Consider the following 12522-nt stretch of genomic DNA (forward strand, 5'->3'; position numbering starts at 1 on the left):
TCCGTTAGAGATTCATTGCGACCGTCTCGGAGTAGAGATAGTCGATGTCCGGCTCCTGCAGGTTCGGGCTGAGGTACAGCTTGGCGTTGAAGCCGGAACGAATCCTGGAGGGGGACACGTCACGATGCAGGTGACGGGTTTCCACGTGGGTGCTCACCATGCCGTGCAGCAGGAAATGGGTGCTCAGGCGATTCACGTGGCGGCTGAAGACTTCAGGCGCGCCGACATGGACGATGCGGGCGGCCGGCAGGCCCTTGAAAGCCCAGCGCTTGTAGATGATGTGGCTCCAAGCGGTGCCTGCCCCGACGGCCAGATGCTCGAGCCAGGGGAAACCGGTGTTGTCCTGGTAGGCCCGAAGCGCATCGCCCTGCAGCACGGCTTCGATCCCGGTCGGATCGGTGATCACGCGACCACCTGCAAACAGGCGGGGGAGGTTCAGGATGACCGTCTGCCGGTCGTCGATCGGCTTGAACTTTAGAAAGCGTAGGACGCCGCCGACGACTTCGGTTGGCGAGAAATCTGTGAAGTGGTAGCCGGGTTGCTCGATGACCGCCATGGCCAGCCGCATGCTCTGCTTGCGGTAGGCGTCGAGCACGCACCAGCTGGTGATGTTGCAGAAACGCGCCTCCTGGCCGCGGATGTGCCGCAGCGCATAGATGGCACCGATGCCGCCCACGATGCGGCCCTCGTCGCGCATGACGAAGCCAAAATTCGGACGTTCCGGCGCCCAGCAGACGCGCAGTGCCTGCTGCCAGTCAGCCGGGCTGCGGTCCTTGCTCAGGTTGGCGTAGAGAAACTCGGCGAACTCCGGCAGGGTCTGCTCGGTCACCGGCTCGATGATCGGTCTGGCCATGAGAGATGAGGAAGATTGAATCAGTGTCCGCGCAACCAGCCCAGGCCCCAATTGACCACCTGGTCACGCCATTCCCGCGATGAGAAGGTGTGATCGCCTTCTTCCAGATCGAAGCGGGTGGTGGGCTTGGCGGCAATGGCCGTTTGCCAGGGAGAGGAGTCGCGAATGAGATCGTCGAATTCCCGTGCGATGTAGTCGCGCCCGCTCATGACCAGCATGACCGGCCCCTTGAAGCGGTTGAAGCCTGTGTACAGCCGGTCGGGCAGAGAGGCGCTGCGGGGCAGGGGAGCGTACGGATCCGCCGCCACGTCGTTGTTCTTGCCCGATGCACCCTTGGCGGCGGCGATCAGCGGGATCGCCGAACGCACGGAGTCCAGGATGTTGAACTGGAAGCTGAATACCTTGCGCCAGAAACTGGGCTGCATGATGCGGTTGAGGTAGTAGTGGCGCAGCACCGTTTTGGCCTGCCCGGCTTCAGTGCGTGCCCAGGGGTTGAGCAGCACCAGGCCCTTCACGCGAGGGTCGCGGTAGGCATAGAACAGGATCGCCGCCGCGGCGTCGCATTCGCCCCAAAGGATGATTTCGTCGAGCCCGGGCGATTCCTGCAGCAACTGGTCGATGCCGGTGCGGATGTCGTCGTCGGCATCTTCGAAGCCGAGGAAGTCGCCATGGCTGTCGCCCATGCCCCGGTAGTCGAAACGCAGTACCGGGTAGCCTTCGGAGGACAGCTTGCGGGCCCACAGGACGAGTTGCCGATGTCCGCCGACCCGGTATTGCGGGCCGCCGCCGACCACCATCAGCACGCCGCGTCGCGGGGCCGGGCTGGCCGATGGGTGAAAGATGCCGACCAGCGGGGCGCCGTGGCAGTCGAAACGGATGGCGCGCTCGTTCATGCCGCCCCCATCCTTGCCTGCAGCCATTCGGTGGTCAGGCGAATTGCTTCCGGGGCGAGGGCCCGTTCATGGAGCTGCCAGAATGCCTGGCCGTCGAAGCCGCGGACTTCTGTTTCGGTACCCGCGGCCTGCCAGGCAGCCACAACGCGCTCTCCGGCGGCAGAGGGGACGCTGCCGCCGGGCGTGACTTGCTCCAGCCAGACCACGGCGGTGCCGGCCGGCGGCGGGAAGTCGGCCAGCTTGCGGCTGTCCATCGCCTTGGCCAATTCCGGGTGGATCTCGTACCCGCCGACTTCGATCGGCTGGCCGGCCGCCAGCTGCTCGCGCATGGTGGTCGTGGTTTCCTTGGGCAGGTCGTTGCGGTCCATGTTGGCGGCAATGCGCATGCGCAGGAACTGCGTGAAATACTGCTTGCCGTCGGTGACGGGCTGCCAGGCCAGCAGCGCAGGCGGCGACGCCGGCGCGTTTTTATGGAGCCATTCGGCGGCCAGCAGTACGCCATTACGGATGCCGAGCAGCGCCACGCAGCCTTCCCGCTCGGAGAGCCAGCCGATGGCCGCACCGATGTTCTCCAGCCAGTCTTCCCAGCGCGCATCGACGTAATCGCCGTCACTGTCGCCGGTCCCAAACGGGTCGATGACCAGCGTGCCGAACCCGAGATCCGCGAAAGCCTGCGCCTGCAGCGTGACCATGCTGCGGCAGCGGTTCATTTCCTCGTTGAAGGACGGGATGCACAGCACGTGCCCGCGGGCTGCGGACGGCGTGTGGTGCAAGGCAAAGATGCGGCCGCCCGGCGTGTCGAGGAAGAAGGGGACGACGTCGATGGCGACGCGCGTCGAGGCCTCCGCGGGAAAAGGGGCATTCATCGCGATGGAGGATCAGGCCTGGCTCTTGCGTTTGATGGCGTATTCCGCCATCAGCACGATGGAGCCGAGATTGTCGATGGTGATCTCTTCGGGTTTCAGCGGGATTTCGAAATGGCTTTCGTACCACATCAGCAATTCCAGCAGACCTGCGGAGTCGATCAGGCCGGACGCGGGGATCAGTTCGTCGTGGGCCAGGTCGCTGGCATCTTCGCCGAGGGTTTCACAGATCTGGACCAGCTTCTGCTTGATGGCGTCTTCGATGGCGGCTTGGTCGAGGCTCATTACGTGTTTTCCTTCTTGCTGTCGATGGGGGCCGGCTTGGAGAGCTTGCGCAGCGTGTTGACGACCTGGAAGCCGTTCAGGACCCGGTGATCGTAGGTGGCACCCAGCACATGGCGACCATCGGCGGATACCGCATGGGCGATCATCAGTGCCGTGTGCGGCGGCAGAATGGGGATGTGGCGGCTGACCTTCCAGCGGGCCATGCTGGAGAACGAGACCGTGGCGCCCTGCAGTTCATTCGGCGTGAGCTTGTGCCCGGCGGCGCGGCGCTGGATATCGCCTTGCGCATTGATGAAGCTGCTTTCGTCGAGTGCGGCGGCATTGCGCAATACCGTGAGGTAAAGTGTTTCGCCGGCCTGGACCGTGAAGCCCAGATTGACCTCGCCGTATTCGTAGCGCTGGTCACCGACCAGGGTGGCGTTGAGGGCCGGTGTCTCCCGGGCCAGATCGACCAGACGCCAGGCCATCAGGGACAGCAGCGGGCTCAGCATCAGGCGGTGGCGATCGGCGTAATCCTTGGCGTAGGCGTCCCAGGGCTGGGGATCGTACTCGAGCTCGATGTAGCCCGGCACTGCGAAGTCGCGGCTCCAGCTCACGGTGTTGACCATGCCGCGCTCGTCCGGGCGCAGCGGCCGCAGGGCGCCCGCTACATCCGGCAGGCGATCAACGCGCGGGGCTGCCGCGCCGGCGGTGGCCTGAGCGGCACGGCCGCCCTTGTTGCTCACGAAGCGTTCCACGTCTTCGGCGGTCAGGCGCTCGCCGGCCGACGGAACCTGGTCGGCGGTGAGGCCGTGGCGCTTCAGCAGGAGGCGGGCCTTGGCGGTCGGAGCACCGGACGCTTCGCTGTTATGGCCGGCGACGGGGGCGGCGACAGGTACGGTTTCGTCGGCGCTCTCACCGAGCCAGACGAGGACGCTGCCGACCTCGACCATGGTGTCCACCTCGGCCTGGACGCCGATCACATAGCCTTCAGCCGGTGCTTCGACGTCGACCACAGCCTTGTCGGTTTCGACCTGGCCGATGACCGCGCCACGCTCGATCTTCTGGCCGACGGCGACATCGAGGGCGATCAGCTTGACCTGGTCGTCGTTGTTGTTGATACGCGGTGCGTGAATGGAAACTGCCATCTTGATCCTCGGGAATCTCTGGGGCGGCTCAGATGAGATCGAGCACACTGGCGACGATCATCTGCTCGTCCGGGATCTGCTCCCGTTCCAGGCTGCGGGCGGAGGCGATGGGCACCGGAGCCAGGCCGACGCGGAGCACCTGGCCGGTGTAGCCCGATTCGGCGAGCAGGGCCAGGATTTCGGCGCTGACACCGAACTCGTGATGGGACTCCTCGACCACGACGATGCGCGGACGATCCAGCAGGGCTTCGAGCAGGGTGCCGCGGGGAAGCGGCGCCAGCAGCGCCGGTGCGACGATCTCGACGGCCAGTTCTTCCTGTTCTTCCAGCTGCTTGGCCGCGCGTTCGACGACGGGCAGCATGCCGCCGAAGGACACCAGCGTGACGTCCGGCTCGGCCGCGCCGCGGCGCAGGGTGGGGAACAGTTCGGCCCCCTGATCGTCCGGGCTGGCTTCGATGGTCTCGTAGTCGGCCGGATCCTGGGCTTCGCCGTACAGCAGCTTGTGTTCCAGGAACACCGTGGGGTTCGGCCAGCGTTCGACCGCATCCACCAGCAGCTGCCCGACGTTGTGGCGGTGGCTACCGAACAGCACGGTAAGACCGGGCACCGATACGAACAGGTTTTCGGGGTTCTGGCTGTGGGTCGGCCCGTAGCCGCGCCGTCCGCCGGCCGGCGTACGGATCAGCAGCGGCACCTGTACGTCCTCGAACATGCCCGGGAACTTGACCGCGTGGTTGTAAAGCTGGTCCATGCACAGGGTCAGGAAGTCGGCGAACATGATCTCGAGGATCGGTCGCTCGCCGTCCAGGGCCAGGCCGATGCTGGCGCCGGTGATGCCGGCTTCGCTGATCGGCGTGGAGATGACCCGGCCGGCGAAGTCGCCGGACAGGCCGGCGCTGACCTTGAAGGCCCCGCCGTAGGGTTCGTGGAGGTCTTCGCCGATCAGCAGCACGCGTTCGTCGCCGCCCAGCAGCGTACGCAGCGCCTGGTTGATGGCGACGCGGACGTTGGAGGCCTGGGCCGGCTGGTGGGCGTCGATGCGTGTGGCGCTGACCGGGCTGAAGGTGTGCAGGCGCTGGGCGTCGAAACTGGCTTCCGGAGAGGCCAGCGCTTCCGCTTCGATGCGCGCCAGGAAGACCTTGTTGCGGGCCTCGATGTCTTCCCGCTGAGTGTCAGGCAGGCGGCGGCCGAGGGCAGCGAGCGGGTCGCGCGCAGCGATGCCGGCCTTCTCGTCGTCGCTGCGCAGGTCGTCGCCTTTGCTGTGGGGGCCGAGGCGCCGGGTGTCGATGACCAGCATGCCGGCCTTGCCGGATTCGCGCACTTCGGCGACGACGCGGGCGACCGAGGCGCTGAATTCCGGATCCGCATCGTTCACGCGCCAGGTCTGCAGTCCGAAGGCCTGTCCACGCCCTTCGATGGAACCGCCGAGGGTGTCCGTCGTGTAGGTGGTCTGTGCGATCCCGTTGTTTTCGACGACGAAGAGCACCCGGCTGTCCCAGATGGAGGCCAGGTTCATGCTCTCGTACAGGAGGCCTTCGCCTAGCGTGCCGTCGCCGACCATGATCGCGACGATGCCAGGGGAGCCCTTGAGCTTGCGCGCCAGCGCGAGCCCGGCGCCAATGCCGGTCATGCCGGCCTGGATGCCGTTGCTGTGGAAATGCCGGTAGGCGATGTGCTGGCTGCCGCCGTAGCCGCCGCAAACCCCCGCCTTGCGTCCCATCACTTCCGCGACCAGACCGAGGAAGTCCCCGGAGTAGGTCATGTAGTGGCCGTGATTGCGGTGGTTGGACAGTACCGCGTCATCCTCGTGGTCGAGGGCGCGGACCACTGCCATCTGGCATAGCTCCTGGCCGATGCAGGTGTGGGTGGTGCCTGACAGCAGGCCGCGGCTGAACAGGTCGAGAATCAGCTGTTCGGTGCTGCGCAGCAGGTGTCCGTATGCATACAGGCTGGCGTCGTCGAGGCCGATGAGCGGTTTGCCGTGTTCGTTCCGTTCCACGCCAGGAATTGGAAAAAGCATGCGAGGCGACTTTATGCTTATGTTGATCGAGGCGCGAGTATGCCAGAGTCAGAAACATGCTGGCGTGAAGAAATGTGCAGGTGCACAGAGCGCACCTGCACATGACCGATGGATCAGGCGCCGATCTTGGTCTCGACGAAATCGAGCAGGCTGCCGACGGAGGCGAAGGTGCTGCCGTCGATTTCATCGTCATCAGCCACGAAGCCGAACTGTTCTTCGAGGGCGGTCAGCACGGCTACGACGGCCATGGAGTCGAGTTCCGGGACGCTGCCGAGAAGGGCGGTGTCACGGGTGAAGGACAGGGCTCGGCCATTCAGGCTGAGTACGTGGTCGAGCAAGGACAGCAGGCGTTCTTGAGTACGCAAAATATTCCCCAAACAGATGCAGCTGGCGCGCCCGTGATGAAACACGAAGCCGGCCGCAGCAGGCTATTGCCGAATGGAATTCGGCTTTTTTGTTACCGGAAGCCGCATTATATAGGCTGAGTTTTGCGGGATAGGCGCAAATTTATTTGCATGCGGATGCGCCGGGGGGCGGCAGACAGGCATGCAGCCCCCCGGAAGCTCCCGTCAGGAGGCTTCCGGGGGAGGGCCATCAGTGCGGGCGGCTCTGCTGGAGGCGCTTGAGCTCCGGCACGCAGGAGCCGCAGTTGGTGCCACATTTGGTGCGGGCCTGCAGGGCTTCGAGGGATTCTCCGGCCCGGAAGGCGGCCAGGATGTCGTCTTCGGCCACGTCGAAGCAGTTGCAGATCACCTTGCCGCGGGCGGCCTGACCCGCCGGCGGCTGGGTCAGCGGTGCCAGCAGCCACTGGCGGACGGCAGCGGCGGAATGCCCCTGCACCATCATGTCGGCCAGCCAGTCGGCGGCCTTGGTCTCGCCGGCGAGGCGCACCGCGGTGAGGGAGTCGCCTTCCACGAGGGCGCGCTTGGCGATGTCCTTGCGGCTGTCCTGGTAGGACAGCACCTTGGTCGGATCGTCGAGGGCCAGTTCCTTGTCCAGGGCTTCCAGCAGCGCCGGCTCCAGTTCCTCGCCGCGGGCCTTCAGTACCACCACTGGGGCGGTGCGTCCGGCCAGCGTCAGGCTGGCGTACGGGAAGTGGGGCAGCCAGCGGCGCAGGCCTTCCATGACTGTCAGCGGGTTGGGATGGAGTTGTCCGTCTTCGCCCAGTTCGGTGCGCCGCATTGCCACCAGCGTCTTGCCGGCAGTGTATTTCTCCACCTGCACGGCGGCGTGCTTGAGTTCGGGCTGCTTCGAGTAGGGGTCGAAATCGCCGGGCAGCAGGACGTTGACGCCCTGGCCACCCATCGTGTTGCCGCCCCAGTGCATCGGCACGAAGCACTGGCCGGGGCGCAGCGTTGCCGATTCGAGCACCTTCAGCACCACTTCGCCGCGTCGGCTCTTCACCTTGACCAGATCGCCGGTGGCGAGGCTGCGGCGTTCCATGTCGTCCTTGTGCATGTGCAGCATGGGCTCCGGCTCATGGCTGTACAGGCGGGCTACCAGGCCGGTGCGGCTCATGCCGTGCCACTGGTCGCGCAGGCGGCCGGTGTTGAGGTGCAGCGGATAACGGGCGCTCGGCGACTCGGCGGTGATGCGGTGTTCGGTGACGACGAAGCGGGCCTTGCCGGACGGGGTCGGGAAGACGCCGTCCTCGTAGAGACGGACCTTGCCCTGGCTGGCGCCTTCGGGGAAGGGCCACTGCTGGGGGCCGACGTTCTCCAGCGTCGCGTAGCTCAGGCCGGTGATGTCCAGGTCACGGCCGCGGGTGGATTCCCGGTGCTCGTTCCAGATCTCTTCCGGTTTGGCGTAGGGGAACATGCGGGCGGCCAGCTCGCTCTTGTCGAGGCGGGCGCCCAGACGCCGGGCGAAGTCCACCACGATCGCCCAATCGTGGCGGGCTTCACCCGGCGCGGACACGGCGGGTCGGACGCGGCTGATGGTCCGCTCCGAGTTGGTGACGGTGCCGTCCTTCTCGCCCCAGGTGGTGGCGGGCAGCAGCAGGTCGGCGTAGGCGCAGGTTTCGGTCTGGTTGAAGGCTTCCTGCACGACGACGAATTCGGCGACCTGCAGGGCCTCGTGGATCAGGACCTGGTCCGGCATGGACTGGGCTGGATTCGTGCAGGCGATCCACACCGCCTTCACCTCGCCGGATTTCAGCGCGCGGAACAGTTCGACGGCACTCTTGCCCGGCTTGTCGGGCACGCTGTCCACGCCCCACAGGGCGGCAACTTCGGCGCGGTGCTCGGGGTTGGCCATGTCCCGGTGGGCAGACAACAGGTTGGCCAGGCCGCCGACTTCGCGGCCGCCCATCGCGTTGGGCTGGCCGGTCAGCGAGAAGGGGCCGGCGCCGGGGCGGCCGATCTGGCCGCTGGCCAGGTGCAGGTTGATCAGCGCCGAGTTGTTGTGGGTGCCGAAGGAGAACTGGTTGAGCCCCTGGCAGTACATGGACATCGTGGCCTTCGAGGTGGCGAAGATCTGCGCCGCTTCCTCGATGAGCTTCTTGTCCAGCCCGCAGATCGTGGCCGCCATCGCCGGCGTGTATTCGCGGACGGTCTTCTTCAGCGCATCGAAGCCTTCGGTGTGGGCGTCCACGTAGTCCCGGTCCACCCAGCCTTCCCATAGCATCACGTGGAGCATCGCGTTGTACAGAGCGATGTCGGTGCCGGGCAGCAGGGCCAGATGCAGGTCGGAGGCTTCGGCCGTGTCGGTGCGGCGCGGGTCGATGACGACCAGCTTCATGTCCGGGTTGGCCTTGCGGGCGTCCTCGATGCGGCGGAAGGCGATCGGGTGTGCAAAGGCGGTGTTGCTGCCGGTGATGAACAGCGCGCTGGTGTGGGCGATGTCCGCATAGCTGCACGGCGGCGCATCGGCGCCCAGGCTCAGCTTGTAGCCGGCCACCGCGCTGGACATGCACAGGCGGGAGTTCGTATCGAGGTTGTTGCTGCCGACGAGGCCCTTCATCAGCTTGTTGAAGACGTAGTAGTCCTCGGTCAGCAACTGGCCGGCACCGTAGACGGCGACTGCGTCGGGGCCGTGCTCGGCGATGATCGCGGCGAAGCGTTCGGCGGCTGCGTCGAGGGCGGCATCCCAGCTCACGCGCTGGCGGGTGCTGCTGCGGTCGGTGCGCAGCTCCGGGTACAGGGCGCGGGCGACCTGGGTTTCAGGTGCGGCGGTCAGGTGCAGCGTGGAGCCCTTGGTGCACAGGCGGCCAAAATTGGCCGGATGGTCCGGGTCGCCCCGGACGCCGGTGATGCGACCGGCTTCATGTTCGATTACGACACCGCAGCCGACGCCGCAGTAACAACAGGTGGATTTGGTTTCTGCCATCACGACTCCTTTGGTGGACTGAGTCCAGCAAGCGTCGTGCCATCCGTCTAAGTCGCTGTTTTCCTTGTGCGGCGCCTTTCGCGCGCACCAAAGAGTGGCGGCACGGCGTCGAATTGGTGCGGCCACCGCGGCCGCGCACCAGGAATGGGCGCCGCCGTGGCGGCTCAGGGGCGATGACGGCCGTCGATCAGGCGAACACCTTCCAGGCGCGGGCCGTACGGGTGCCGAAGATCTGTGGGTTCTGCGGCAGCTGGTTGGTCGGCAGGAAGCCCGGTGTGATCTTCTTGAACCAGTCCTGGTAGCTGGCCGTGGCCGGCAGCGAGGCCAGTGCCTTCAGTGCGTAGTAGGTGAAGGCACCGTTGGGACGGCCCTTGAAGCTGGTGTCCCAGCTGAACTGGCTGTCGGTGCAGCCGGCCAGTAGCAGGTCGCCGCCGCTGCGCGACAGGCCGCTCGACGTGGGCAGCGTGGCGACGCGCGGGGCGGGCAGGTCGGTGGCCTTCATCCATGCTTCGGGCGGCAGGAAGCGCGCGCGCGGGAGGCCCGGGTCGAGATCGGGGGTGCTGCCGCGGGTCACGCTGCCGGAATGGCAGCTGTCGGAGATCAGCACCACCCGAACGCCGGTTGCATGGTGGGTGAAGATCGGTGCGATCTCGTCGTCCAGCAGCACATTGCCGGAACCGATGTCCCACGGACACAGGCCCTCGTCACGGCCGTCGGGTTCGTCGCCGTTCTGGTCTGGCACCCAGGTACCATGGCCGGAATAGGTGATGATGACGGAGTCGCCCTTGGCCGCGCCGCCGATCAGGTCGGTCATGGCGCCGACCATCGCGGCCTTGGTGGCCTGGCTGTCGAGCAGCTTGGTGACGGCGAAGCCGCGCGCGGTGAGCGCGGCGGCCCAGTCGGTGGCGTCATTGACGCAGCCACTCAGGTCGTTCTGCGTGCCCGGGTAGTCGTTGATGCCGATGCACAGGGCTTTCTTGCTCATGGTCTTTTCCCCCTCTCTGATATCGTTTGGGCCATGCGGGGCCCGTTGGCCCGGGGCATTGCATTGGCATGGCCCTTGGATTTAAGCACGGGGCGGGGAAAGGTCAATGACGGCCTGTGCCGTCGCTGCCTCAGGCCATGGCGCGGGGGACGCGGCTGAGCTCCTTCAGGGCGCTGGCCTGGTCGAGGATGGGCTGCGGAATGGCCACTTCGCCGGCCAGCATGGCGCGGATCAAGGCGGCGTTGGCGGCGACTTCCGGATCGTCGGCACGCCCTTCGACTGGCGGTGCGCCGCCTTCTTCGGCCGGGAAGGCGACCTGCGCGCTGCTATTCACGAAGACTTCCAGCCGAGGCCGGCGGCGCGGATTGGCGAAGGCTTCACCCTCGGTGCCGCGCAGCAGCATGGATACGCCGCCGGTGGCGACGAGGTGTTCGTGGATACGCTCCAGGTACTCGGGGTGGGTCATCGAGGCGACCCGCACGCTGTGGCCCGGCGCCGGATCGAGCAGCTTGGCCAGCGTGTGGCCGCTGTTGCGCACGCCGAGGCGCGGGCGCAGCGCGAGCAGCGGGGCCAGCCCCGGCGCCAGGGTTTCCAGCGGCAGACAGGCCAGGTGCTTTTCGGCGAGCTGGGCTTCCGCTTCGGCGAGGTTTGCCGCCGGATGGATGTCGAGGGCCGCCAGCAGTTCGAAGGGGCTGACCCGGCTGTCGAAGTCGTGGCGCCCCTGGATTAGCACCGGTACGCCGTCCCGCGCCAGCAACAGGGCCAGCAGGGGCATCAGGTTGGCTTGCCGGCGGGCGCCGTTGTAGGTGGGCAGCACGACCAAGCGGGGGCCGGCCGGAACCCGGACGTGGGCCGTGCGGGCGTCGAGGGCACGTTGGAAGCCCAGCAGCTCGTCCGTGGACTCGGCTTTGATGCGCATCGACAGGATGATGGCGCCCAGTTCCAGGTCGGGCACGCGGCCGTCGAGCATGTCGCCGAACAGGGATTCGGCCTGGTCGATGGTGAGGGGTTTGGAGCCTTTCGGCCCGCGGCCGATCTCCTTGATGAATGGGGCGTAGGACATGGGGAAGAGTGCGCGTATCGGTGGATGATCGCCGGAGTGTAGCGGAAGCGCCGGCCCGGCTGGCGGCGGGGGCCGCATCGGGCCGCTACGTTATGGCCGGTGGGATGTCCAGCGCGATGTCCCGGACCGGCAGCCGGGCCACCCCTTGCGGGCCCGCCGCCTCGTCGCCGCGGGAGGTCACGCGGGCAAACTGGAAGCCGGCGAGGCCGGCCAGCGAGAATTTCAGGCTGCCGAGTTCCTGTTTGAGGCTGGCATCGAGGAAGGCCAGCCTGGCACCCAGCGCATTGGCCGGCACGCCGCTGGCGAGCTGCTTCAGCGCGAAGTCGCGCCACGCCGGGTAGTCCCGACCGCCGATGGTCAGTACCAAGGGCGAGCAGCGGGCGACGCCGTAGTAGGTCAGGGGTTCGCGTTGTTCGCCGACCCTGCGCGCCGAGATGTCGCGGGTCAGGTCGAGGCCTTCGATCTTCAGGATGGCGCTGGTGGGCAGCCCATCGACGCTGAGCCCGAAGGTGGACACCAGCCACGGGCGCTGCTTGACGCCGATGGGTGGCTTCACCGGATTGCCAGGCGGGAGCGCGACGATCCTCTCGGGTTGAAGGACCGCGCGAACCACGTAGAGATCCTTCTGCGTGGTGGAGCAGGGAGGAAAGTGCAGTTCGGTGAGCACGCAGCCGGCCAGCTGGAAGCCTTCCTGGATCGTGCCGTTGAGATCCGTGCGCAGCACTTCGAGATTGAGCAGGTGATGGCCGCCGTTGCCCAGTTCGAGCACCCACTTCGCCAGCAACGGGAAGGATTGCGGCTGCACGGACAGGATCAGCTTGCCGAGTTCCGGTTCGCCGATCTGGATGTCGGTTCGCGACGTTGGCACACCGGTGCCGGGTTCGTGCACCGACCAGTTGATCTCGGGCAGTGTGTAATCCACCAACGGGAAGATGGCCCCGTCGATGCTCAGGTAGCTTCCTCCGACGGCGTAAGGGGCCAGGGCACGTTCGGCCATGATGAACTCTCCTCGATGGAGGGGTCTTACGCTGTGCTGCCGCCCCGCATCCAAGATAGATGCCGTCAGGGCTAAAGACAATGACGATGTCACGAATGGCCTGGGTGCC

11 protein-coding genes are annotated in these 12522 nt (G+C 66.5%); all 11 read right to left on the reverse strand.

Annotated features, from left to right (window positions below; genetic code table 11):
* Positions 1 to 4: 4 nt before the first annotated feature.
* Positions 5 to 853, reverse strand: a complete 849-nt coding sequence (locus AC3QL2_RS19475; protein ID WP_493233065.1) for a hypothetical protein — start codon at positions 851 to 853, stop codon at positions 5 to 7.
* A gap of 20 nt (positions 854 to 873) precedes the next feature.
* Entirely contained in the window at positions 874 to 1746 is an 873-nt protein-coding gene (locus AC3QL2_RS19480) for a hydrolase 1, exosortase A system-associated (protein WP_493233064.1), read from the reverse strand.
* Entirely contained in the window at positions 1743 to 2612 is an 870-nt protein-coding gene (locus AC3QL2_RS19485; RefSeq protein ID WP_493233063.1) for a hydrolase 2, exosortase A system-associated, read from the reverse strand. The genes AC3QL2_RS19480 and AC3QL2_RS19485 overlap by 4 nt, the downstream gene beginning before the upstream one ends.
* A 12-nt stretch (positions 2613 to 2624) precedes the next feature.
* Positions 2625 to 2894 (reverse strand): phosphopantetheine-binding protein, encoded by a 270-nt coding sequence (locus tag AC3QL2_RS19490; protein ID WP_493233062.1) that lies wholly within the window; start codon positions 2892 to 2894, stop codon positions 2625 to 2627.
* Positions 2894 to 4021, reverse strand: coding sequence for a 2-oxo acid dehydrogenase subunit E2 (locus AC3QL2_RS19495; protein WP_493233061.1), 1128 nt, complete (start codon positions 4019 to 4021; stop codon positions 2894 to 2896). Before AC3QL2_RS19495 ends, AC3QL2_RS19490 begins: the two co-directional genes overlap by 1 nt.
* 28 nt (positions 4022 to 4049) lie before the next feature.
* Positions 4050 to 6020 (reverse strand): dehydrogenase E1 component subunit alpha/beta, encoded by a 1971-nt coding sequence (locus AC3QL2_RS19500; RefSeq protein WP_493233060.1) that lies wholly within the window; start codon positions 6018 to 6020, stop codon positions 4050 to 4052.
* A gap of 134 nt (positions 6021 to 6154) precedes the next feature.
* Positions 6155 to 6406 carry an acyl carrier protein gene (locus AC3QL2_RS19505; RefSeq protein WP_493233059.1) on the reverse strand — a complete coding sequence of 84 codons (252 nt, stop codon included), beginning with the start codon at positions 6404 to 6406 and terminating at the stop codon, positions 6155 to 6157.
* 229 nt (positions 6407 to 6635) lie between these two features.
* A complete protein-coding gene (locus tag AC3QL2_RS19510; protein ID WP_493233058.1) occupies positions 6636 to 9368 on the reverse strand; it encodes a nitrate reductase in 2733 nt (910 codons plus the stop codon).
* A 187-nt stretch (positions 9369 to 9555) separates the two neighbouring features.
* Positions 9556 to 10353 carry a caspase family protein gene (locus tag AC3QL2_RS19515; protein ID WP_493233057.1) on the reverse strand — a complete coding sequence of 266 codons (798 nt, stop codon included), beginning with the start codon at positions 10351 to 10353 and terminating at the stop codon, positions 9556 to 9558.
* Between the two features lie 130 nt (positions 10354 to 10483).
* Positions 10484 to 11416 carry a DNA-binding protein YbiB gene (gene ybiB / locus AC3QL2_RS19520; RefSeq protein ID WP_493233056.1) on the reverse strand — a complete coding sequence of 311 codons (933 nt, stop codon included), beginning with the start codon at positions 11414 to 11416 and terminating at the stop codon, positions 10484 to 10486.
* 85 nt (positions 11417 to 11501) lie between these two features.
* Positions 11502 to 12413, reverse strand: a complete 912-nt coding sequence (locus tag AC3QL2_RS19525; protein WP_493233055.1) for a hypothetical protein — start codon at positions 12411 to 12413, stop codon at positions 11502 to 11504.
* Positions 12414 to 12522 lie beyond the last annotated feature (109 nt).

Source organism: Zoogloea sp. GW822-FHT05C07, from assembly GCF_058800215.1.

What these genes read in the sequence shown, in the direction of transcription:
- AC3QL2_RS19490 (WP_493233062.1), bottom strand. Translation starts at nt 2,894, where the DNA reads ATGAGCCTCGACCAAGCCGCCATCGAAGACGCCATCAAGCAGAAGCTG.
- AC3QL2_RS19515 (WP_493233057.1), bottom strand. Translation starts at nt 10,353, where the DNA reads ATGAGCAAGAAAGCCCTGTGCATCGGCATCAACGACTACCCGGGCACG.
- AC3QL2_RS19495 (WP_493233061.1), bottom strand. Translation starts at nt 4,021, where the DNA reads ATGGCAGTTTCCATTCACGCACCGCGTATCAACAACAACGACGACCAG.
- AC3QL2_RS19510 (WP_493233058.1), bottom strand. Translation starts at nt 9,368, where the DNA reads ATGGCAGAAACCAAATCCACCTGTTGTTACTGCGGCGTCGGCTGCGGT.
- AC3QL2_RS19525 (WP_493233055.1), bottom strand. Translation starts at nt 12,413, where the DNA reads ATGGCCGAACGTGCCCTGGCCCCTTACGCCGTCGGAGGAAGCTACCTG.
- AC3QL2_RS19475 (WP_493233065.1), bottom strand. Translation starts at nt 853, where the DNA reads ATGGCCAGACCGATCATCGAGCCGGTGACCGAGCAGACCCTGCCGGAG.
- AC3QL2_RS19485 (WP_493233063.1), bottom strand. Translation starts at nt 2,612, where the DNA reads ATGAATGCCCCTTTTCCCGCGGAGGCCTCGACGCGCGTCGCCATCGAC.
- ybiB (WP_493233056.1), bottom strand. Translation starts at nt 11,416, where the DNA reads ATGTCCTACGCCCCATTCATCAAGGAGATCGGCCGCGGGCCGAAAGGC.
- AC3QL2_RS19480 (WP_493233064.1), bottom strand. Translation starts at nt 1,746, where the DNA reads ATGAACGAGCGCGCCATCCGTTTCGACTGCCACGGCGCCCCGCTGGTC.